Origin of the sequence: Dyella terrae (assembly GCF_022394535.1) — a bacterium.
Taxonomy (GTDB): domain Bacteria; phylum Pseudomonadota; class Gammaproteobacteria; order Xanthomonadales; family Rhodanobacteraceae; genus Dyella.
On sequence record NZ_CP089414.1, the window covers coordinates 1485745 to 1507019 of the forward strand.

The 21275-nt window shown below is 63.5% G+C and carries 21 protein-coding genes and 1 riboswitch; of the genes, 7 read left to right on the plus strand and 14 right to left on the minus strand.

The genetic code is table 11. The annotated features are described in order from the left end of the window. The first annotated feature begins 104 nt into the window (after positions 1 to 104). Positions 105 to 980 (plus strand): LysR family transcriptional regulator, encoded by an 876-nt coding sequence (locus DYST_RS06165; protein WP_239950747.1) that lies wholly within the window; start codon positions 105 to 107, stop codon positions 978 to 980. Positions 981 to 1008: 28 nt separating this feature from the next. Here DYST_RS06165 and DYST_RS06170 read toward each other — a convergent pair whose 3' ends face one another. From DYST_RS06170 to DYST_RS06220, 11 genes are all read right to left on the minus strand, one after another. Further along, complete coding sequence (locus DYST_RS06170; protein ID WP_239950748.1) at positions 1009 to 2565, minus strand: ThiF family adenylyltransferase; 1557 nt, start codon at positions 2563 to 2565, stop codon at positions 1009 to 1011. Beyond that, positions 2562 to 2804 carry a MoaD/ThiS family protein gene (locus DYST_RS06175; RefSeq protein WP_102305092.1) on the minus strand — a complete coding sequence of 81 codons (243 nt, stop codon included), beginning with the start codon at positions 2802 to 2804 and terminating at the stop codon, positions 2562 to 2564. The genes DYST_RS06170 and DYST_RS06175 overlap by 4 nt, the downstream gene beginning before the upstream one ends. Next, on the minus strand, positions 2801 to 3400 hold the full coding sequence (locus DYST_RS06180) for an NTP transferase domain-containing protein (RefSeq protein ID WP_239950749.1): 600 nt from the start codon (positions 3398 to 3400) through the stop codon (positions 2801 to 2803). Before DYST_RS06180 ends, DYST_RS06175 begins: the two co-directional genes overlap by 4 nt. Next, positions 3397 to 3882 (minus strand): cyclic pyranopterin monophosphate synthase MoaC, encoded by a 486-nt coding sequence (gene moaC, locus DYST_RS06185; protein WP_428993983.1) that lies wholly within the window; start codon positions 3880 to 3882, stop codon positions 3397 to 3399. Before moaC ends, DYST_RS06180 begins: the two co-directional genes overlap by 4 nt. 111 nt (positions 3883 to 3993) lie before the next feature. After that, positions 3994 to 5040, minus strand: coding sequence for a GTP 3',8-cyclase MoaA (gene moaA, locus DYST_RS06190; RefSeq protein ID WP_239950750.1), 1047 nt, complete (start codon positions 5038 to 5040; stop codon positions 3994 to 3996). Between the two features lies 1 nt (position 5041). Then, positions 5042 to 6244, minus strand: coding sequence for a molybdopterin molybdotransferase MoeA (locus DYST_RS06195; protein WP_239950751.1), 1203 nt, complete (start codon positions 6242 to 6244; stop codon positions 5042 to 5044). Positions 6245 to 6298: 54 nt separating this feature from the next. Continuing rightward, positions 6299 to 7387: a molybdenum ABC transporter ATP-binding protein gene (gene modC, locus DYST_RS06200; protein WP_239950752.1), complete on the minus strand. Its 1089-nt coding sequence runs from the start codon at positions 7385 to 7387 to the stop codon at positions 6299 to 6301. Further along, a complete protein-coding gene (gene modB / locus DYST_RS06205) occupies positions 7380 to 8063 on the minus strand; it encodes a molybdate ABC transporter permease subunit (protein WP_239950753.1) in 684 nt (227 codons plus the stop codon). Before modB ends, modC begins: the two co-directional genes overlap by 8 nt. A 9-nt stretch (positions 8064 to 8072) precedes the next feature. Continuing rightward, positions 8073 to 8852 carry a molybdate ABC transporter substrate-binding protein gene (modA, locus tag DYST_RS06210; RefSeq protein WP_239950754.1) on the minus strand — a complete coding sequence of 260 codons (780 nt, stop codon included), beginning with the start codon at positions 8850 to 8852 and terminating at the stop codon, positions 8073 to 8075. Between the two features lie 57 nt (positions 8853 to 8909). Further along, positions 8910 to 9251, minus strand: a complete 342-nt coding sequence (locus DYST_RS06215) for a DUF7009 family protein (RefSeq protein WP_102305097.1) — start codon at positions 9249 to 9251, stop codon at positions 8910 to 8912. Beyond that, positions 9248 to 10510 (minus strand): molybdopterin molybdotransferase MoeA, encoded by a 1263-nt coding sequence (locus DYST_RS06220; RefSeq protein ID WP_239950755.1) that lies wholly within the window; start codon positions 10508 to 10510, stop codon positions 9248 to 9250. The genes DYST_RS06215 and DYST_RS06220 overlap by 4 nt, the downstream gene beginning before the upstream one ends. A 176-nt stretch (positions 10511 to 10686) precedes the next feature. Here DYST_RS06220 and fdhD point away from each other — a divergent pair, with 176 nt between their 5' ends. Continuing rightward, positions 10687 to 11520 carry a formate dehydrogenase accessory sulfurtransferase FdhD gene (gene fdhD / locus DYST_RS06225; RefSeq protein WP_239950756.1) on the plus strand — a complete coding sequence of 278 codons (834 nt, stop codon included), beginning with the start codon at positions 10687 to 10689 and terminating at the stop codon, positions 11518 to 11520. 5 nt (positions 11521 to 11525) lie between these two features. Here fdhD and DYST_RS06230 read toward each other — a convergent pair whose 3' ends face one another. Further along, on the minus strand, positions 11526 to 12062 hold the full coding sequence (locus DYST_RS06230; RefSeq protein ID WP_239950757.1) for a molybdopterin-dependent oxidoreductase: 537 nt from the start codon (positions 12060 to 12062) through the stop codon (positions 11526 to 11528). 217 nt (positions 12063 to 12279) lie between these two features. Between DYST_RS06230 and DYST_RS06235 the strand changes: the two genes are divergently transcribed. From DYST_RS06235 to DYST_RS06250, 4 genes are read left to right on the plus strand one after another with little or no spacing between them, the layout of a single operon-like run. Continuing rightward, positions 12280 to 12438: a nitrate reductase gene (locus DYST_RS06235; RefSeq protein WP_102305101.1), complete on the plus strand. Its 159-nt coding sequence runs from the start codon at positions 12280 to 12282 to the stop codon at positions 12436 to 12438. A gap of 28 nt (positions 12439 to 12466) precedes the next feature. Then, a complete protein-coding gene (locus DYST_RS06240; protein WP_239950759.1) occupies positions 12467 to 12763 on the plus strand; it encodes a chaperone NapD in 297 nt (98 codons plus the stop codon). Continuing rightward, the gene (gene napA / locus DYST_RS06245) at positions 12760 to 15837 is read left to right on the plus strand and encodes a periplasmic nitrate reductase subunit alpha (RefSeq protein ID WP_239950760.1); all 3078 of its coding nucleotides are present in this window, start codon (positions 12760 to 12762) and stop codon (positions 15835 to 15837) included. Before DYST_RS06240 ends, napA begins: the two co-directional genes overlap by 4 nt. 2 nt (positions 15838 to 15839) lie before the next feature. Beyond that, positions 15840 to 16439, plus strand: coding sequence for a cytochrome c3 family protein (locus tag DYST_RS06250; protein ID WP_239950762.1), 600 nt, complete (start codon positions 15840 to 15842; stop codon positions 16437 to 16439). Between the two features lie 146 nt (positions 16440 to 16585). On the opposite strand, the gene DYST_RS06255 is transcribed toward DYST_RS06250, so the two are convergent. Beyond that, entirely contained in the window at positions 16586 to 17005 is a 420-nt protein-coding gene (locus tag DYST_RS06255; RefSeq protein WP_239950764.1) for a VOC family protein, read from the minus strand. Positions 17006 to 17203: 198 nt separating this feature from the next. Next, positions 17204 to 17312: riboswitch (glycine riboswitch) on the plus strand. A 38-nt stretch (positions 17313 to 17350) separates the two neighbouring features. On the opposite strand from DYST_RS06255, the gene gcvP reads away from it, so the two are divergent. Next, on the plus strand, positions 17351 to 20302 hold the full coding sequence (gene gcvP / locus DYST_RS06260) for an aminomethyl-transferring glycine dehydrogenase (protein ID WP_239950766.1): 2952 nt from the start codon (positions 17351 to 17353) through the stop codon (positions 20300 to 20302). Between the two features lie 69 nt (positions 20303 to 20371). On the opposite strand, the gene DYST_RS06265 is transcribed toward gcvP, so the two are convergent. Further along, complete coding sequence (locus DYST_RS06265) at positions 20372 to 20803, minus strand: hypothetical protein (RefSeq protein ID WP_239950768.1); 432 nt, start codon at positions 20801 to 20803, stop codon at positions 20372 to 20374. Positions 20804 to 21275 lie beyond the last annotated feature (472 nt).

Genomic DNA, 21275 nt, shown 5'->3' on the forward strand with positions numbered 1-21275 from the left:
AAGCTGGCCTTGGGCCAGCGGGCACACCTACCTTGTCCCCTCCATCACTGGCAGGGAATTCACATCAGGGGTAATTTGCCTATCAAATTTGATAGGAAGGCCCAGTGGACCTCAACGCAGTCCAGATGTTCGTCAGCGTGGTGCAAGCCGGCAGCCTGTCGGCCGCCGCTGATCGCCTGGAGATTCCCCTGCCCACATTGAGCCGCCGGATTCGGGAGCTGGAACGGCAGTTGAAAGTGCAGCTTCTGGAACGTTCCGTGCGTGGCACCAAGCTCACCGATGCCGGCACGCGGTTGTTCGAGCATGCAAGCCGCGGCATCGAAGCATTGGCCGAGGGCGAGCACGCGGTCATGAGCGACCAGGCACGGCTCAAGGGCCGGTTGCGCCTATCGCTGCCACCGACATTCGAACCATGGTGGGAGTTGATTGCCCGCTTTCAACAGCGCTATCCCGACATCCGCGTGCACGTGCACACCACCGAGCGGCGCGTCGACCTCATCGAGGATGGCATCGACGTTGCGTTGCGCGTGGGCATCATCACGCACGAAACGATGGTCGCGCGACACGTGATTACCTATCGCCATGTTCTCGTCGCGAGCCCGGCACTGGTAGCGCGGCTCGGGCTACCGGATACGCCTAGCGATCTGCATCGATTCCCCTGTGCCGCATGGGGCGTCGATGGTCACGCCCGTGGCACCTGGCACTTGGGCGAACAGCGGGTGGATTCCCAGGCCGTGCTGACTGCAAACGACTATGCGCACCTGCGTAGCCGTGCACTTGCGGGTGAAGTAGTCACCGAACTGCCTCCCTTTCTTGCGGCTGCGGGGATCCGGGACGGGCGGCTGATCGCGCTACTGCCAGACCATCTTATGCCTGAGCAGCAAATCAATCTGCTCTATCCCTCGCATCGTCATCCCTCCGCCATCGTCCGCGCGTATCTGGATTTTTGCCGGGAGTACGCGTTGCAACTGCTCGAATGACGATCCCTATCGCCTCGCCGTCACATCGTCATCCCACGATGCGCAGCGCGTTGAGTCCTCCTGCCAGCGAGTACGCATGGCGCACGCCTTCGTCACGCAACAACCGCGCAGCGTGCCCGCTTCGACGGCCGCTGGCGCAAACCAGCAGGTAGCGACCATCCACGAACTCGCCTGCCCTCTCAGTCACTTGCGCCGAGGGCACGTGCACGGCGGCCACCGGCATCGGATCGCTGGCCCGTTCCTCGGCGTCCCGCACGTCCACCAACAGGAACCCGGCGGATACGGCATCGTCCAGGCGATCGAACACGAGATCGATATCGTCGTCCTCGACGGCACGCGCGAGTGAGCGGCGCGCGACGTCTACGCATCCGCCATGTTCGGCGCAACCTTGCGCCGCATCGATCGGCAGGTGCTGGATGCTCAGCTCGATCAGGTTCACCAGCGACAAGGAGCCGGCGTTGGGTTGCGGTATTCCCAACAGAACCTTCAAGGCTTCTGTCGCTTGCATGGCTCCGAGCACGCCGGGCACGGGGCCGAGCACACCGGCAAGCGTGCAACTGCCGATCGTTTCCGGTGCCGGCTCCTGTGGCCACAGGCAACGCAGACACGGGGTACCCGGTTTGCCCGAGACAACCTGCAGTTGCCCTTCGTACTGGTAGATGCTAGCGAGGATCAGCGGCGTACCGGTAAGAACCGCCGCATCGCTGCTCAGATAACGGCTGCGCATGTCGTCGGTGCATTCCACCACCAGATCGAACTGGCGAAACACATCGAGGACATGGCGCGCGTCCAGCTGCTCCTTCCAGAGTTGCACGCGGACCGTGGGATTGAGCGCCGCCACCCGTCGTGCCGCCAGATCGGCCTTGTATTCGCCTACGTCGCGCGCGTCATACATCGTCTGCCGATGCAGGTTGCTGGCATCCAGCCGGTCGCCATCAACGACACCCAGCATGCCCACACCGGCACCCGCGAGATAGCTGATGACCGGACAGCCCAATCCACCCGCACCAATGACCAACACGCGCGATGCCGCCAGCTTGGCCTGCCCCGCTTCGCCGACTTCGCGCAGCCGGACCTGACGCGAGTAGTCGGGAACGAAGGGCTTCGCATGCGCGTGATCATGATGGTGATGCCCATGATGGTCTTCGTGCTCGTGCTCGCGATACACGTGCATGCAGGCCACCCAGTTGGAATCGCCGGTGACGTAGTGCTCTTTCTTCCAGATCGGCAGCCGGTGCTTGATCTCGTCGATGATGTAGCGACAGGCGCGGAATGCCTCATCGCGGTGCGACGCGGACGCCCCCACCCATACGGCCATGTCGCCGATCTTCAGGTCGCCCGTGCGATGCACGCAGCGTGCGTCGGTAACGCCATAGCGCGCGATGGCCTCAGCCACGATGCGCTCGCCCTCCGCGATCGCCAGTTCCGCATAGGCTTCGTAAGAGAGGCCATCGACTTCGCGCCCTTCGTTGCTGTTGCGCACCCAACCTTCGAAGGCACAAAAGCCGCCGCTGGACGGATGGCGAAGCCGGTCGCGCTGGCTTGCCGCGTCAACCATCGAGTCGAAAAGTTCGAAACGGCTCATCCGCCAGCTACCGGTGGAATGAAGACGACCGTATCACCATCACGCAAGGAACGATCCCAGGCGCTGAACTCGGTGTTCACCGCCACCTTAAGCACGTCCGCACCCAACGAGAATCCGTGCGAGGCACGCAACTCCTCATAGAGATCGCGCAATGACACGGCCGAGGTGACGACCTGCTCGCTGGTTTTGCCGGCCTGCTCGCGCAACTGCGCGTAGTACTGAAGGTTGACGACCGTCATGCCGGTGACTCCAAGCGTTGTTGCATGGCTTCCCGTTCCTCGGGGGTATTGACGTTATCCAGCGCGTCGCCAGGTGCGGGAAGCAGCTTGATGGCGGACTGGATCAGTGCCTTGCGCGGGCAGTAGCTGCCATCCTGGTAGCGCTGCAGCAGCAAGGCGTGACTGGACGGCTCCCAGATGGCGCAGAGCGGTTCCGGCAATCCGTCATGGCTGCTGGTGAACGCCGTTGCTGCAGCATGCGGATCGCGTGCGTCGATCAATCGCCGCAACGTGCCGCTGTCCAGCAAGGGGAGGTCACAGGCGAGCACCAGCCAGGCCGCCTCGGGATGAAGATGCTGCGCGGACAGGATGCCCGCGACAGGGCCGATAGCGTCGTAGCTGTCCACGATTTGAGGCAACCCGGCGCGTAGCGGGTCGTCGCGCTGGCTGTCGCGCACGGACAGATAGGTGCGCTCGGTCACCGCCTTCAGCACACGCCACGCGCGCAATAGCTGTGGCTCGCCGCGATAAGCTAGCGCGGCCTTGTCCTGGCGCATGCGCTGGCTGGCGCCACCGCTCAGCAGCAGACCATAGAGGGGAGCACGCTGCTCGCTCATACGCTCTCCTCGCCACCGATGTCGTGCTTTCCGCCTGTTTTGGAGACGAGACGCACCTCGCTGATCACGATGTCATGCGACATCGCCTTGCACATGTCGTAGATGGTGAGCGCAGCGATGCTGGCGCCGGTGAGTGCTTCCATCTCCACGCCGGTGCGCCCGCTGCAAGACACGGTGCAATCGATCCAGGCATCCACGCCATCCATGCGGATGCCGATATCGCATTTGTCGATGCTGAGCGGATGGCATAGCGGAATCAGTTGCGGCGTCGCCTTGGCGCCCATGACGCCGGCAATCTGCGCCACGGTGAGCACCGCGCCCTTGGGTGTTACGTAGCCGGCTTCGTGAAGGCGCTGTGCAACGTCAGCGGGAAACGTGACCCGTGCGCGTGCACGGGCCGTCCTGCGGGTCACGGCCTTGGCGCCGACGTCGACCATGCGTGGCTGCTGCTGTTCGTCGACGTGGGAAAGCGTGGTGGATATCGCGGTCACATGACACTCCGGAGAGGCGTGAGGAGGATTATCGGCCGGATACGGGCGGGCAGAATTAAGAAACCGTCTAGAAACCACGATATTCCTGCCCCGCTACGCCGATCAGCCCCCGATATAGTGCATTTCGATCTTGCGGGGCGCCTTGCCATGGTGTTCTGCCCGTTCCTCGCTGTAACGGTCGTGGCGGCGAAGCCAGGTATCGCGGAGCAGAGCGGTCAGCTCCGCATCGGTGGCGCCGCCACGCAGGAGCCCGCGCAGGTCGGTGCCACGGGTAGCGAACAGGCACGTGTACAGCATGCCCTCCGAAGACAAGCGGGCTCGCGTGCAGCCGCCGCAGAACGGCTGGCTGATGGACGAGATCATGCCGATCTCCCCGGTGCCGTCCTCGAACCGATAGCGTGTCGCTACCTCGCCCGAGTATTTCGGCGGTACGGCGCGCAGCGGCCAGCGCCCATGGATGCGCTTCACCAGCTCCGCCGAAGGCACCACGGCCTCCGGGCTCCAGTCGTTGCGGTTGCCCACGTCCATGTATTCGATGAAGCGCACGACGATGCCGCTACCGCGAAAACGTTCGACCAGATCGACCACCGTGTGCTCGTTGACCCCACGCTGCACCACGGTATTGAGCTTCACGCCGTGCGGGAAACCGGCGTCCCGCGCCGCCTCGATACCTGCCAGCACGTCGTCCAGCGCACCGCGTCCGCCGCTCATGCGATGGAACAGCGCGGGATCAAGCGTGTCCAGGCTGATGGTGACCCGGTCCAGGCCCGCCTCGCGCAACTCACCGGCATGCCGTGACAACAGCACGCCGTTGGTGGTCAGAGCCAGGTCGTTGATGCCATCGATACGACGCAGCCGCGCGACGAGATCGGCCAGATGCGGCCGCAACAGGGGCTCACCGCCAGTCAAGCGCAACTTGCTGACGCCTTGTGCTGCAGCCAGCCGGCAGAGGCGCTCTATCTCGTCAAAGCTCAGGCGTTCGTCGTTACGCAGGAAGGCGAAGTGTTCGCCATAGGTCGACTCCGGCATGCAATACGGGCATCGAAAGTTGCAACGGTCCATCACCGAGATGCGCAAATCGTGCAGTGGCCGACCCAGTTGGTCGACCGGCAACACGGCAGTCTCGTCGCGGGCATCCATTGCGCTCATCTCACCACCGGTAAAACGGCGCCACCGTGCCGGCAGGCGCCTTGCCCTGCCCCGGTGACAACTGCACGAATCCCTGCGTGCGCGGCAGAGACGAAAAATCACCCGAGGTACGTGAAGGTACCGGGTAGGCCGTCAGGCGACCCTGCGTATCGGTTTGTACGCGTGCGGGCACAAAGCTCGCCAGCGTCGGATTGATATCCACCGCCTCGTCCAGACAAACGTATTCAGGCGCCGTCACCGACGCCCCCTGCGCAGCACGCAGAGCTGGGCGCGCATAGCGCGTGGCACACACCAGCGCGGAAACCGGGTTGCCAGGCAAGGCGAATACGGCCTGCCCGCGGGGACCGATGCCAAACCACATCGGCTTGCCGGGCTTTTGCGCAATGCGGTGGAACACCTTGCGTACGCCGGCTGCGGCCAACGCGGCTGGCACGTAATCGCGCTGCCCCATGGACACGCCACCGGAAAGCAGCAGCACATCGTGCCGTTCCAGCAGATCGGCAATGCGCGCCCGCGTGGCGGCTTCATCGTCGACGATATGCTCCAGGGCGACGCGGTCGAAACCGTCCAGCCGCAACGCCGCGCGGACGGCCGTATCGTTGGAACGGCGGATCTGCCCTTCGCCCAACGGCGCATCGACCTCCACCAACTCATCGCCAGTCGACACGATGGCGACCGACGGTACCGCCGCCACTTCAACCATCCCTACGCCATTGGCCGCCAGCAGGGCCATTTCCGCGGGCCCCAAGTGCATACCTGGCGAGAGCAACAACGTGCCCTGCACGCAATCCGAGCCACGCCGATGAATGAACTGCCCCGCTACGGGCCGGCAGTCGTCGGACAACGCATAGCTGTCGCCATCCCGGCGCAACTGCTCCACCGGAATCACGCAGTCGGTACCGGCAGGCAGCATCGCGCCCGTCGTTACGTCGAGGCAGGCGTCGTCACTGGTCAGCGACTGCATCCGCATGCCGGCCATTTGCGCACCCGCCACGCGCAACCGACGCGGCAAGGCAGCGGACCAGTGCACGGCGATGCCGTCCATCATCACGCGATCAAACGGCGGATGGTCGTGCTCAGCGTGCACGGCCTGTCGAAGTACCCGCCCTACTGCATCGCCCAAAGGCACGCGCTCACTGCCAAACGAGGGCATATGTTCGGCGATCAAGGCTTCCGCCTGACTGACGCTGATCAAGTCGCTCATGGTTCCCATCGGGCAAGGAAGAATGGCTTCACGCCGCTGAGCATACCGCGGCCGTCAAAGCCCCAGCGCAACGGCTTTCACTTGCGCCCAGGCCTCGCCACCTGGCCGCAGCTCCAGGTCATGCCAGGAACGACGCGTGATGCGGGCCAGCAAGGTGCTCCCGCCGGCATCGAGCTGCACGAGCACCTGGGAGGGGTGATCCGCATCGGCCACGGCGACGATCCGGCAAGGCAGCTGGTTGAGCGCACTCGTGCCTTCCTGTGGGGCCTTGGTCAGCACCACATCGCGCGCACCGATGCGGCAACGTAACCGCTGGCCCACGCTTTCGTGGCGATACGGTAACCAAAGCCGGCCACCAACGAACTCCAGCGCAATCAACTGATCGTGCGCGTCGTAGTCGACTACCTGCCCGTCGATCACCGCACCCACCGCTTCGCCCAAGGCCGGAGGTAGGTCCAGTCGGGTCAGTGTTTCCTGCAGACTGCCCTGCGCCACCACGTGCCCGGCCTCCATCAGAACAAGATGGTCGGCCAGCCGGGCTACTTCGTCCACGTTGTGGCTTACATAGACCACGGGCACCTTGAGCGTACCGTGCAGCGATTCCAGGCAACCCATCAGATCGCTGCGCGCCGCAACATCCAGGGCGGACAACGGCTCGTCGAATAACAGCAACGCTGGATCGGACAGCAGCGCCTGCACCATCGATACACGCTGGCGCTCTCCGCCGGACAGGTTATCGACACGGCGCTCCAGCAAGGGGCGCAAACCGAAGCGGTCGATCAGGCCGTCGCGATCCAGATGCGCCGGCCGCCCCGCGCGGCGGTAGCCGAAATCCAGGTTGCCGACCACCGAGCGGTGGGTAAACAAGCTCGGCTCCTGGAACACATAGCCAATGCGGCGGCGATGCGGGGGCACGAACACGCGGTGCAAGCTGTTCTGCCAGACATCCGAACCGAAACTCACCCGGCCAGAGGCCTTTTGCTCCAGGCCAGCGATGGCACGGAGGCAACTGGTCTTGCCCGCGCCAGAGGGGCCAAACAAAGCGGTGATGCCCTGGGCCGGCAGACTCAGATCGATATCGAACGCCAACGCACCACGGCGCCAGGCGAGCTTGGCTTCCAACCCGTGCGGGGAGTCAGTCACGCGCCGGCCTGCGGGTGCGCAACAGCGACATGGCGAGCAAGGCCGCGAACGACACCACCAGCAAGCACAGTGACAGCACGTTGGCCTGATGGTATTCGCCCGCCTGCACATGGTCGTAGATGCGCATGGAGAGCACGCGCGTCTGCCCAGGGATGTTTCCGCCAATCATCAGCACCACACCAAACTCGCCCACGGTGTGGGCAAAGCCAAGCACGGCCGCGGTCAGCACGCCTGGCAGGGCCAGTGGCAAAGCAATGCTGAAGAAGCGATCCAGCGGCCCGGCACGCAGGCAGGCCGCCACTTCCAGCGGGCGGTTACCCACGGCCTCGAAGGCGTTTTGCAAGGGCTGCACCACGAACGGCAACGAATACAGCATGGAGGCCACCACCAGCCCCTTGAACGTGAACGGCAACGCGGCAAGCCCTAGCGCCGCCATGGCCCGCCCCACTGCACCATTGGGCCCCAACAACATCAGCAGATAAAAGCCCAGCACAGTGGGTGGCAGCACCAGCGGCAGGGCCACCACGGCAGCGATAGGGCGCCGCCAACGCGAATGCGTGTGCGCCAGCCACCACGCGAGCGGCAGGCCAAGTAACAGCAGAAGCACGGTCACCGTCGTCGCCAATCGCAACGTCAGCCCCAGCGCTTCGATATCCGCATCCGTCAGCAAGGCCATGAACGTCGCTCAGTGCGCACCGTCTTCCGGCAAGTTGAAACCATAGCGAGAAAGAATGGCCTTGGCCGGCGCGCCCTGCACGTAGCTCGCGAAATCCCGGGCGAGCGGGCTATCCGCGCCATGCTTGGTCAGCACAAAGCTCTGCTTCAGCGGCTCGTAGAGCGATGCCGGCACCGGCTCGGACGTACCCTTGACCGGCGCGTTGATTACCAGCGACTCAGCCACCAGCCCCACCTGCGCATTACCGCTCTGCGCGAACTGCGCCGTCTGGGCGATGTTGTCGCCGAACACCAGCCGCGACTGCACCTTGTCCCACACGCCCGCCGCGCGCAGCGCTTGCTCGGCGCGCTTGCCGTAGGGCGCATGCTGCGGGTTGGCGATGGCGATGCGCCCGAAGCGGGGCTGCGCCAAGTCGGCCACCTGCACGCCGCGCATGTCGATGCTCGCGCTCCACATCACCAGGTGACCGAACGCATAGGGGACGGGCGTGCTGCCTGACTTGCCGTGTTCCACCAATTGCTGCGGATAGTTACTGTCCGCGGAGAAGAAGATCTCGAATGGCGCACCCTGCTCGATCTGGGTCAACAGGTTTCCCGAGGAACCGTAGACCACATCGATGCGACTATCAGGATGGTCATGGCGATACGCTGCCACGACGTCGTCGAGTGCCTGGTGCAGGTCGGCCGCCGCTGCCACCGTGATGTGATTGTCGGCGGACGCGGCCATCGATGCCGACGCAAACACCGCCCCCATGGCTAGCAGGCCTTGTAACAGCCGACGCATCATCATCGTGTCACTCCTATCGCCGAGTCAGTCGCAGGATTTCAGGGTAATGCACCGGCACGTCTACTTGGTGCGACGATGACGCACGCTGTCGCGCACATCCACGTCAAACAGCAATTCCAGTGGTTCACCATCGCCACTTTCCAGTTCGAAAGTCAGGCCCTCACGGGAAGGCAACGTGCCTGCGTACGCACGCAGGGCGTCTTCTGGAAGATCGATTGACCAGGCGCCCGCAAGGCCACTGAAGCGAGCCGCTGCGCCGGCTACGGCCCGCAACGTGCACGACAGCGACATGTCGCGGGTAAAGCGCGTGCTGGAAACGACGGGTTGCCCCACCAGCAGGCTGGCCAGCTCCACCTCGCCGATGCGTACGCGCAGGCTCTGCCCTTCGATCTGCAATTTCATGATCCGACTCCTGATTGATCCGTCCCGGTGAGCAGCGGCTCGTCGGGATGCAGGCTGGCCACGATGACCCGCGAGCCCGTCACGGCCTCGCCCGCATCCTCCGGCAAGACCACCCAGGCACCTGCCTGAGCGAATGGCTGAATGCGGAACGGCTGCTGCTGGGCGAGTACCTGTGCATGGAGCCGCCCCGTCTCGTCCTGGGTCACGGTGGCCCGCAGAAAATGGCGCAAACCTGACTTGGGCTGCAACGGTGTATCGAGCATGGCATGCCAGGTCGGCTCGGCGGCTTGTCCACGCATGGCGCGCAATACGGGCGCGATGAAAAAGCGCAGCCCTACCGCCACAGCCATTGGCGTGCCCGGCAAGGCGAACACCAGCACATCGTCCAGCGCCGCCGCCAGTTGCGGTTTGCCCGGGCGAATGGCGACCTTGTGAAACAGCATGCGTGCACCGAGTTCCGCCAGCGCCTCCGGCACGAAGTCGTAGCGCCCCATCGATACGGCGCCCGTGCTGACGATCAGGTCCACTCTCATTCGGCGTGCGCGCTGCACCGCATCGATGAAGGTCTGCCCGGTGTCGTCGACCGTTTCACACGACAGCACTCTGGCCTCCGAGGAGGCAAAAGCGGCCGCAAGGTAAGGACCGTTGGACGCGTAGATCTCTCCATCGCCGAGCGGTTGCGCAGGGCCCACCTGCAGCTCCTTGCCGGTGCAGATGATGGCAACCCGTGGTGCGCGCACTACGTCGACACTGGCGATGCCCAGCGCCGCGAACAGCATCAAGTGACTAGCCGCGATGCGGGTGCCTGCGCGAACGACCACGGCACCTTTCGCCACGTCACTGCCGGCATAACGGACATTTGCCGCCGGCATTACCGCATCCAGCAGCCGGATGCGCGCGGGTGAGCCGTCACTCCGCCGCTCCAGCAGTTCCGTGCGCTCCACCGGAACCACCGTGTCCAGCCCGGCGGGAAGACGTGCCCCGGTCATGATCTCCCAGGCCATGCCTGCCGATACGCGCCACGCATCACCCGCAGCCTGCGAGCCCTGGACCGGATGCTCGGAACCCGCCGCGAGCGATTGCGGCGCATGCAGCGCATAACCGTCCATCGCCGAATGATCGAATGACGGCAAGTCCATCGGACTCACCACGTCACGAGCCAGCACCTTTCCCAGCGCTTCGCCCACCCGGCACGAAACCGCCTCGAGCCGCCGGGCATGTCGCAGCAGCTGATGAAGGGCTTCGTCGTAAGCAATCATCCGGAGTCGTGGCCTGTATCGTCGCGCGGGTGGCAGCCCGCCCCGACATGCTCCGCGTGAGGACTGCGGTATGCAAGCTGCCAACCTACATTGATACGATGCATGCCGTCGACCGGCCCTGTCCGAGTCGGGCCACCACGCGACCGTTTGCCGCCGCAGCCGCAGGAGAACCACCCGTGCCCGAGCGCGAAGAGATATCTCCGGGCGTTGCCGTCCGCGCCGTCGACCGCTGGCGGAATGGTGTGTCATCGCACGAGGAAGACCTCATCGCCGAGGAAATCCCTATCGCGATGGTCTACAACGGGGCGACCTTCGCAGTGATGATGGCCTCACCGCATGACCTGGATGACTTTGCCCTGGGTTTCTCGCTGACCGAGCGCTTGATCAACGACGCGTCCCAATTGCTGCAGTTGGAGACGCATGCCCTGCTCGAAGGCATCGAGCTGGCGATACAGGTCGCCGACAATGCACCGGGCGCTCACCTGGACAAGGAACGGGAACGCCTGTTGCCGGGCCGCAGCGGCTGCGGCATCTGCGGCACGCGCGACCTGGAAAACGCCGTGCGCCACGATGGCGCCGTCGGCAACGGCCCCACCGTATCCCGTGATGCGCTCGAACTGGCATTGCGCGAACTCAAGGCACGTCAGCCGATGAACCTCGCCACCGGCGCGGTGCACGCGGCAGCCTGGGCCGATGCCTCCGGCCGGATTCTTCACGTCCGCGAAGATGTCGGCCGCCATAACGCGCTCGACAAGCTGATCGGCGCCATCCATCGCGCCAGCGTCGACGTGGACTCCGGCTTTGCCTTGGTCACCAGCCGCGCGAGCTACGAGATGGTGACCAAGGCCGCAAGCGCAGGCATCACCATGCTCGCCGCCATTTCCGCTCCCACGGCGCTAGCCGTGGAGCTTGCCCGCAGTGCCGGCATCACTCTGATCGGCTTTGCCCGGCCCGGCAGCCATAACGTCTATACGCATCCGGGCCGGCTGCTGTCCGCAGCGTCCGACTAGGGCGATCACGGACGGCTGGTTGTACCGCCATCCACCACTTCGATGGTCGTGACATTGCGCACCCAGCGCGCGGGTCGCTTGTCGCCAGGAACAAGCAGGCGGAACGGCCCGTCCTTGTCCAGCGGCTTGCCGTCGCGTGTATCCACCAGCAGTACCTGCGTGTGCCCCAGGGTCGGATCGAGGTCGGAGAGCCCGAACACCACCTGGTACTGATCACCCGCCGTGATGCGAACAAAGGAGGCCAACGCCTTCCCGCGCAGCGGCTTGTCCAGCGACACACCCGCTTTCGCCAGCACGTCCTCCAGCTTCACGCCACGCCACTGGCTGGCGGGCTCGTCATGGGCCGATGCGGTCACTTCTTCGTGAGGCATGCCAGCCAAAGTACTGGCGTCCAGGTTCAACGGAGGCTTTCCATCCGCCAACACTTTCACGCCAGCCGGCGCGCTAACCGCGGGTGCATCCGCGGCGCTTGCCGTGAATGCCAGACAGGCGGCGAGCATCAAGCTCCCGCAAAAGTACTTAGTCGACAACCTCGTTGCCATGCACTGCTCCAATTTTATTTGTAAGGAGGATTCACACCGCTTTCACCGCGAGTCAAAGCGGTGGTGCTTAAAATTGGACGAGTTTGCGTCCAAGCATGCTTTATAGGCCATCGCCAACATCGATGGTCGAGCTGATCCAGGTCAGCAGCCCCGGGGAAACGTCGTTCTAGTTTAAGCGCAGATGTGGATAAAGCCGTCCCGCTAAGACGAGGTGCGCATGGAGCCGTCAACCAACATAAGCACGCGCAAGCAGGAACGCACCACGTTCCTGCTGCTGCTCGTGCTGTTTCCCGTGCTGTCGGTCATGTTCATCGCCGCCTTCGGTTTCACCGTGTGGTTCTGGCAGATGTTCGTGAGCGGGCCGCCTCATGTCTGACGTTCATGCATCCCTCCAAGGGAACGCCATGAAGGACGAATACCACATCTCCAGCCTGGTGGTGCTGCATCGACCCGATGCCGCCAGCCCACTGAAGACCTTCATCGCGCTTCACCCCGAACTGGACATCGCCGTGCAAGGCGACTGTCGATGCGTGATGGTGTGCGAAACCGACAGCCAGCGCGCCGTAATGGACCACATCGACGCACTGGAAGCCCTGCCTGGCGTCATCAACGTATCGCTGATCTACCACCATGTGGAACCCCGCGCCGTCATGGACGACTTAGTGCAAGTCGACGCAACATCCCAAGGAGCCGACGCATGACACTCACCCTGACGCGACGGGAATTTATCCGTAACTCGGCCGTTGCGGTGGCCGCGAACGTGGCAGGGCTGGCCCTGCCCGCCAGCGCCACCAACGTGCTGCTCGAAGGGGACATGACCCAGCTCAAGTGGAGCAAGGCCCCCTGCCGCTTCTGCGGCACCGGCTGCGGTGTCAACGTGGCGGTGAAGGATGGCCGCGTGGTGGCCACGCATGGCGACCAGCTTTCCGAGGTCAACCGCGGCATCAATTGCGTGAAGGGTTACTTCCTCTCCAAGATCATGTACGGCGCCGACCGCCTCACCGCGCCTCTGCTGCGCAAGAAGGACGGTGTCTACGCGAAGGACGGCACCTTCACCGAGGTCTCCTGGGACGAAGCCTTCGATGTGATGGCCGCGCAATTCAAGCGCGTGCTGAAGGAGAAGGGGCCGGAATACGTCGGCATGTTTGGCTCCGGCCAGTGGACTGTGTGGGAGGGCTATGCTGCGAACAAGCTGCTCAAGGGCGGTTTCCGCAGCAATACGCTCGACCCGAACGCACGCCATTGCATGGCCTCCGCCGTGATGGGCTTCATGCGTACTTTCGGCATGGACGAGCCGATGGGTTGCTACGACGACATCGAAGCCACCGACGCCTTCGTGCTGTGGGGCTCAAACATGGCGGAGATGCACCCGATCCTATGGACACGCGTCACCGATCGCCGCCTGTCCAATCCCAACGTGAAGGTGGCGGTACTGTCCACGTTCGAGCATCGCAGCTTCGAGTTGGCGGACATCCCCATCGTATTCACGCCGCAGACGGATCTGGTGATCCTCAACTACATCGCCAATCACATCATCCAGACCGGGCGGGTCAACAAGGACTTCGTCAACAAGCACACCACGTTCAAGCGCGGCGTCACCGATATCGGCTATGGCCTGCGCCCGGACAATCCGCTGGAAGAAAAGGCCAAGAACGCCAAGGACCCGAACGCCAGCGAGCCCATCGACTTTGAGCAGTTCGCCGCCTTCGTCAAGCCCTACACACTGGAAAAAGCCGTTGAAATGACCGGCGTGGAAAAAGGCTGGCTGGAAAAGGTGGCCGAACTCTACGCCGACCCGAACACCAAGGTCGTGTCGTTCTGGACCATGGGCTTCAATCAGCACACGCGCGGCGTGTGGGCCAACAACATGGTCTACAACCTGCACCTGCTCACCGGCAAGATTTCCACGCCAGGCAACAGCCCGTTCTCGCTGACGGGGCAACCCTCCGCCTGCGGCACGGCACGCGAGGTGGGCGTGTTCAGCCACCGCCTGCCTGCCGACATGGTGGTAACCAACCCGGAACATCGCAAACAGGCTGAAGAGATCTGGAAGATCCCGCACGGCATCATCCAACCCAAGCCTGGCTACCACGCTGTGCAGCAGAACCGCATGCTGCGCGACGGCAAGCTCAACGCCTATTGGGTGCTTTGCAATAACAACGTGCAGGCCGGCGCCAATCTGATGCAGGAGACGTACCTGGGCTATCGCGATCCACGCAACTTCGTCGTTGTGTCGGACGCCTACCCCACCGTCACCGCGCAATCGGCAGATCTCATCCTTCCCGCCGCCATGTGGGTGGAAAAAGAAGGCGCTTATGGCAATGCCGAGCGCCGCACGCAGTTCTGGCACCAGTTAGTGAAGGCGCCGGGAGAAGCGCGCTCAGATCTGTGGCAACTCATGGAATTCTCCAAGCGCTTCACCACCGACGAATGCTGGCCGGCGGAGATCCTTGCCGCTAATCCGCCATTCAAGGGCAAGACACTGTTCGAGGTGCTGTTCAAGAACGGCAACGTCGACAAGTTCCCCACGTCAGAGATGGAAGCGGGCTACGACAACGACGAAGCCGCCGCTTTCGGTTTCTACGTGCAAAAAGGCCTGTTCGAGGAATACGCCACGTTCGGCCGTGGCCACGGTCACGACCTTGCGCCGTTTGACGATTACCACAAGGCGCACGGCCTGCGCTGGCCGGTGGTCGACGGCAAAGAAACGCGTTGGCGTTATCGCGAAGGCTCCGACCCTTACGTGAAGGCCGGCACGGAGTTCCAGTTCTACGGCAACCCCGACGGACGCGCGGTGATCTGGGCCCTGCCCTACGAACCACCTGCCGAAATACCCGACAAGGAATTCGACCTGTGGCTGTCCACGGGCCGCGTGCTGGAACACTGGCATTCGGGCTCGATGACCATGCGCGTGCCGGAACTTTACCGCGCGTTCCCGGAAGCCGTGGTGTTCATGAACCCGGACGATGCCCGCTTACGCGGACTCAAGCGCGGCGACGAAGTGAAGGTGGTCTCGCGCCGTGGCGAAATGCGTTCTCGCGTGGAAACGCGCGGCCGTAACCGTCCACCTCAAGGCCTGGTGTTCGTTCCGTGGTTCGACGCGGGCCAGTTGATCAACAAAGTCACGCTGGACGCGACCGATCCGATCTCCAAGCAGACCGACTACAAGAAGTGTGCGGTCAAGGTCGTGGCTGTCTCAGGAGAGACGACGATGCGAAGCAAGCCTTTCACTCTCATCGTGGCGCTGGTGATTCTGGTGGCAGCCGCTATCGGTTTCGCCGTGGGCAGGAAATCCGCATCAGAGCCACAGGTGGCTACCACGGAATCGGCATCCCATCCGGCCGTTGCGAGCACGGCAGAGCCCGTACCAGCTGGCGATCAGCTCGATGGCATCCGCCGCGGCGCGCCCATCAATCAAGAGATTGCACCGCCACTGATGGCGCGCGTCGAGAACACGGACGTCAAACGCAACCGCGCCTACCCGATGCAACCGCCGACCATCCCGCACTCGATCGATAACTACCAGATCGACAAGAATTCCAATCGCTGCCTGCTCTGCCATTCGCGCGCCAACGCAGACAAGTTCCAGGCACCGCCAGTCAGCGTGACTCACTACATGGACCGCAACGACCAGTTCCTCGCCACCATCTCGCCGCGTCGCTACTTCTGCAACCAGTGCCATGTGGTGCAGACCGACGCCAAGCCGCTCGTCGCCAACACCTTCAAGGACATCGACACCATCCTGTCCGAAGAACAAGACAAGAAGGCGAACTGACCATGTGGCAGCGACTCAAGCGCTGGCTCGTCGCGCTGTGGCGAACGGCTCGGCGTCCAAGCATCCATTACAGCTTGGGCTTTCTCACGCTCGGCGGCTTCATTGCTGGCGTGCTGTTCTGGGGCGCGTTCAACACCGGACTGGAAACCACCAATACCGAGGCGTTCTGCACCAGTTGCCACGAAATGCGCGACAACGTTTTCCAGGAACTGAAGACAACTATCCATTACACCAACCGTTCCGGCGTGCGCGCGAGCTGCCCCGACTGCCATGTGCCGCACAAGTGGACGGACAAGATCGCCCGCAAGATGCAGGCGTCCAAAGAAGTTTGGGGCAAGCTCTTCGGTACCGTCGACACGCGCGAGAAATTCCTCGACCACCGTCTTGAACTAGCAGAGCACGAATGGGCGCGATTGAAGGCTAACGATTCGCTGGAATGCCGCAACTGCCACAACTACACGTCGATGGATCTCACGCGCCAGTCCACCCGCGCCGCCGAAATCCACAAACGCTGGCTGGGCACGGGCGAGAAAACCTGCATCGACTGCCACAAGGGTATCGCGCACCATCTGCCCGATATGACGGGGATTCCGCAGGGCTGATCGTTGGCGCTCCTACCCCATCGTGCCCAGCCCAGCCTGCATCCCTGCCCCAAGGCCTACCAGGAACGGGCACCAACGGCCGACAATCACCGGCAAGATTTTGCGGCCGCCAAGTGAAAGGTGCAGTGCCGAGCTGCCAATGACACTTAGCCGTGCGGCGGCCCTTTCAGCTCGACCATGTTGCCCTGCGGGTCGTGCAGGTAGATGGACGGGCCCTCGCCCTTCGCCCCATAGCGCGAGCCAACCTCGCCCACGCGCACGCCGTGCGTGTTGAGGTGAGCCACGATGGCGGCCTCGTCATAACCCTCCACCTGCAGGCAGAGATGGTCCATGTTGTGCCCTTCCGGGCCCGGACCTGCCCCGCCGAGACGACCCAGCTTGCTATCCAGCGCCACCAGGTCGATCAGGGAATCACCGGCGCGAAGCTGCACCAGTCCGATTTCGTCCTGCCGCCGCTCCTCTTGGCACCCCAGCACCTCGCAATAGAAACGCTGCATCGCGGCCACGTCGGCCACGCGCAACACCACGTGATCGATCCGGGCAAGCTGGAACGGGGGTTTGGACATGATGGGGCTCCAGGCGGGCCTTTCATCTTATGCCGGCTGAGACCCTGGCCACACCGTGGCTGAAGCCATGGCCTGCCGGGGAGGCAATCGGGGCCAAGCCGCCTTATAATCGTCGTTTAGCGTGTGGTGGGAGAAGCGGTGCGAACCGCTGCCGAAGGCGCAACGCCCGTAATCGCTCAGGCCCCATACCATCACCCGCACCAACACTCTGGAGAGACCGGTTGAATCCGGCGCCGAAGGGGCACGAAGCCTTGGGTCATTGAGCCCGGTCTTCCAAACTCTCAGGCAAAAGGACAGAGGGGCGCTTCGCGTGCGGCTTGCACGTTTCTTACGGACGCCCCTGCCATGAGTCAGAACGCCAACCCTTCCCTGCGCGACCTCGAGCACCACGACGCCTTTATCGAGCGTCACATCGGCCCCAACGACGCGGAAGTCGCCACCATGCTGGCGCTGCTGGGCTACGACTCGCTGGAAGCGATGACCGACGCCATCGTGCCGGGCAAGATCAAGTCGCCGGCGCCGCTGGCCCTGCCCTCCGCGATCACCGAAGTGGAAGCGCTGGCCAAGATCCGCGCCATTGCCGACAAGAACCAGGTGTTTCGCAGCTTCATCGGCCAGGGCTACTACGGCACACTGACCCCGAACGTCATCCTGCGCAACATTCTGGAGAACCCGGCGTGGTACACGGCCTATACGCCGTATCAGGCGGAAATCTCGCAGGGCCGCATGGAAGCGTTGATCAACTTCCAGACGATGTGTGCGGACCTCACCGGCATGGAGATCGCCAACGCGTCCCTGCTCGATGAAGGCACCGCCGCCGCTGAAGCGATGACGCTGGCCAAGCGTTCGTCCAAATCCAAGTCCAACCTGTTCTTCGTTTCCAACGCCGTGCACCCGCAGACGCTGGAAGTGATCAAGACGCGCGCCGAAGCGATGGGCATCGACCTGCACATCGGCGACGACAGCGAAGCCACCAGCATCGACAGCTACGGCGTGCTGCTGCAGTACCCGAACACCTTCGGCCAGATCAATGACTACAAAGCCCTGGCCGATGCGGTGCACGCGCGCCACGGCGTGGTCTGCGTGGCCACTGATCTGCTCGCGCTCACGCTGATCGCCGCGCCCGGTGAATGGGGCGCCGACATCGTGGTCGGCAACACCCAGCGTTTCGGCGTGCCGTTCGGCTTCGGCGGCCCGCATGCTGCCTTCATGGCTTGCCGCGACAGCTACAAGCGCTCGATGCCCGGCCGCCTGATCGGTGTGTCCATCGACTCCGAAGGCAAGCCGGCCTACCGCCTCACGCTGCAGACGCGCGAACAGCACATCCGTCGCGAGAAGGCCACCTCCAACATCTGTACCGCACAGGTGCTGCTGGCCGTGATGGCCAGCATGTACGCCGTGTACCACGGCCCGGAAGGCCTGGTGCGCATCGCCCGCCGCACGCATCGCCTGGCTGCGATCCTGTTCGTGGCGCTGCGCCAGGCTGGCGTCGCTGCCAACACCCACTTCTTCGACACGCTGCACGTCACCGGCGTGGATGCCGCCGCGCTGCATGCGAAGGCACGTGCCGCCGGCTTCAATCTGCGTGCGATCGACGCCAGTAGCGTCGGCATCAGCCTTGACGAAACCACCACGCGTGCCGACGTCATTGCGCTTGCCACGGTGTTCGGCGCCTCGATCACCGACATCGATGCACTCGATGCCAGCGTGCACGACGCCCTGCCGCCCCAGCTGGTGCGCAAGACCAAGTTCATGACGCACCCGGCGTTCAACACGCACCACAGCGAGCATGAGCTGCTCCGCTACATGCGTTCGCTGGCCGACAAGGACCTGGCGATGGATCGCACCATGATCCCGCTGGGCAGCTGCACCATGAAGCTCAACGCCACGGCCGAAATGATTCCGGTGACGTGGCCGGAATTCGCCAACATCCATCCGCTGGCCCCGGCCGACCAGGCCACCGGCTACAAGCAGCTCATCGACGAGCTGGAAGCCATGCTGGTGGAATGCACCGGCTACGACGCCGTCAGCCTGCAGCCGAACTCTGGCGCCCAGGGCGAATACGCCGGCCTGCTGGCCATTCGCGCTTACCACCGCTCGCGCGGCGAAGGCCACCGCGACATCTGCCTGATTCCGGAATCGGCGCACGGCACTAACCCGGCCTCCGCGCAGATGTGTGGCATGCAGGTGGTGGTGACCAAGTGCGACGCGAACGGCAACGTGGACGTGGCCGACATTCAGCGCGCCGCCGAGAAGTTCAGCGACCGCCTCGCCGCGCTGATGATCACCTACCCGTCCACGCACGGCGTGTTCGAGGAAGACATCGTCAAGATCTGCGAGATCGTGCACGAGCACGGCGGTCAGGTGTACACCGACGGCGCCAACATGAATGCGCTGGTCGGCGTCGCCAAGCCGGGCAAGTGGGGTTCGGACGTCTCGCACCTCAACCTGCATAAGACCTTCTGCATTCCGCACGGCGGTGGCGGCCCGGGCGTGGGCCCGTGTGCGGTGAAGTCGCATCTCGCCCCGTTCCTGCCTCGTACTTATGCCGACATCCCTGTCGGCGAAGATCAAGAAGCTGCCATCCATGGCAGCACTACTCAAAAAAGCGGCGCAGGCTCCGTGGGCATGGTGTCGGCCGCGAGCTTCGGCTCGGCCTCCATCCTGCCGATCAGCTGGATGTACATCACCATGATGGGCGAAGGCGGCCTGCGTCGCGCCACCCAGGTCGCGCTGCTCAACGCCAACTACATCGCCAAGCGCCTCGCGCCGCATTACGAAACGCTCTACACCGGTCGTAACGGCCTGGTGGCGCATGAGTGCATTCTCGACCTGCGCCCGCTCAAGGACGCCACGGGCATCGGTGCGGAAGACGTGGCCAAGCGCCTTATCGACTTCGGCTTCCACGCCCCGACGCTCAGCTTCCCGGTCGCCGGCACGCTGATGGTCGAGCCGACCGAAAGCGAATCGCAGTACGAGCTGGATCGCTTCATCGACGCCATGATCCAGATCCGCGACGAGATCCGCGCCGTGGATGAAGGGGTACTTGACCGCGAGGACAACCCGCTCAAGCACGCACCGCACACCGCCGTGATGGTGTCGGCCTCCGAGTGGACTCACGCTTACACCCGTGAGCTGGCCGCCTTCCCGCTGCCCAGCCTGAAGTTCCAGAAGTACTGGTCGCCAGTGGCCCGCGTGGACAACGTCTACGGCGACAAGAACGTGTTCTGCAGCTGCGTGCCGGTGGAAGCGTTCAAGGGTGAGATCGAAGCCTTCAGCGAACCGAACGTCGCCTGAGCATTCTTCGGATAGAACGAAAAAGGGCTCCGCATGCGGAGCCCTTTTCGTTGACGCGATCGCCCGGTTTCAGCTGTTCGCAGGCGCCGGCTCCTGCGCGCTTGCGACAAGCATGCGGTGGTAGGCGAACGTGCCACGCACCGCATTGATGAAGCATACGAACAGCACGATCGCCATGAGGACGCCGACCAGCGCCAGGGGTTGCGTGGTGAACTGGAAGATCTTTTCCACCGTGAACAGAACCAGCCCGGCAATCGCAAAGGCGCGCGAGCGTCGACGGATGCGCCATGCGATGACCGCGAACACAACGGCATCGACATAGGCGAACGGATCGATGCCCATCACGTTGTGACTGGAAAATGCACTGATCGTGGCAAACAGCGTCGTCACTGCCGCGACGAATACGGCGGCCCAGAACCCTTGGTTCGCGGCCTGCTCCGCATCTGCCATGTTTCCGAATGACGGCCAGTACCAGCGCTCCTGCTTGTAACGCGTAGCCATATTTCTCCCCCCGTGGTTTTCCGTGGACGGCAAGGCGCGCCCGCCCGGCGAGGCTACAACCTGCCCACCGTGCGTTCCAACCGGCCGCCGGGCCAATCTTCACGCAAAGACAACGTTGTCAGGCAATTCCTACGTAAAGCCGATGGACGGCCAAACGCCCCCGATTTGAGTTGCACTGCATCAAGGCACTGACCCGATAAAAACGCTTTTAGCGGCATCACTTCGCTGCAATGCAGAAGAAAAATGCTCAAAAACGGCCTGATTTTCATCGCACAAAGCCGATGACAACCGTGTTTCATATTCACAACGGGCGTCACAGTTTGTGCCTGCCATTAAGGACAACGTTGTCATTTAAGGACAACCTCAACGACATTGCCCGGCATTGGCACGCCGTGGCGAGCAGGGATGCAGGGGACTTAAGGGGACCTCTACCAAGGGATGCTGGTCGTTTGCCAGGGACACACCTTCCGCC

Excerpts from the sequence above, each read along its gene's own strand:
- DYST_RS06220 (WP_239950755.1), bottom strand. The coding sequence starts at position 10,510 with ATGATTGCTTACGACGAAGCCCTTCATCAGCTGCTGCGACATGCCCGG.
- DYST_RS06265 (WP_239950768.1), bottom strand. The coding sequence starts at position 20,803 with ATGGCTACGCGTTACAAGCAGGAGCGCTGGTACTGGCCGTCATTCGGA.
- modA (WP_239950754.1), bottom strand. The coding sequence starts at position 8,852 with ATGATGATGCGTCGGCTGTTACAAGGCCTGCTAGCCATGGGGGCGGTG.
- modB (WP_239950753.1), bottom strand. The coding sequence starts at position 8,063 with ATGGCCTTGCTGACGGATGCGGATATCGAAGCGCTGGGGCTGACGTTG.
- DYST_RS06195 (WP_239950751.1), bottom strand. The coding sequence starts at position 6,244 with ATGAGCGACTTGATCAGCGTCAGTCAGGCGGAAGCCTTGATCGCCGAA.
- DYST_RS06250 (WP_239950762.1), top strand. The coding sequence starts at position 15,840 with ATGTGGCAGCGACTCAAGCGCTGGCTCGTCGCGCTGTGGCGAACGGCT.
- DYST_RS06170 (WP_239950748.1), bottom strand. The coding sequence starts at position 2,565 with ATGAGCCGTTTCGAACTTTTCGACTCGATGGTTGACGCGGCAAGCCAG.
- moaA (WP_239950750.1), bottom strand. The coding sequence starts at position 5,040 with ATGAGCGCAATGGATGCCCGCGACGAGACTGCCGTGTTGCCGGTCGAC.
- gcvP (WP_239950766.1), top strand. The coding sequence starts at position 17,351 with ATGAGTCAGAACGCCAACCCTTCCCTGCGCGACCTCGAGCACCACGAC.
- DYST_RS06240 (WP_239950759.1), top strand. The coding sequence starts at position 12,467 with ATGAAGGACGAATACCACATCTCCAGCCTGGTGGTGCTGCATCGACCC.
- napA (WP_239950760.1), top strand. The coding sequence starts at position 12,760 with ATGACACTCACCCTGACGCGACGGGAATTTATCCGTAACTCGGCCGTT.
- DYST_RS06180 (WP_239950749.1), bottom strand. The coding sequence starts at position 3,400 with ATGAGCGAGCAGCGTGCTCCCCTCTATGGTCTGCTGCTGAGCGGTGGC.
- DYST_RS06255 (WP_239950764.1), bottom strand. The coding sequence starts at position 17,005 with ATGTCCAAACCCCCGTTCCAGCTTGCCCGGATCGATCACGTGGTGTTG.
- DYST_RS06215 (WP_102305097.1), bottom strand. The coding sequence starts at position 9,251 with ATGAAATTGCAGATCGAAGGGCAGAGCCTGCGCGTACGCATCGGCGAG.
- DYST_RS06230 (WP_239950757.1), bottom strand. The coding sequence starts at position 12,062 with ATGGCAACGAGGTTGTCGACTAAGTACTTTTGCGGGAGCTTGATGCTC.
- DYST_RS06175 (WP_102305092.1), bottom strand. The coding sequence starts at position 2,804 with ATGACGGTCGTCAACCTTCAGTACTACGCGCAGTTGCGCGAGCAGGCC.
- DYST_RS06235 (WP_102305101.1), top strand. The coding sequence starts at position 12,280 with ATGGAGCCGTCAACCAACATAAGCACGCGCAAGCAGGAACGCACCACG.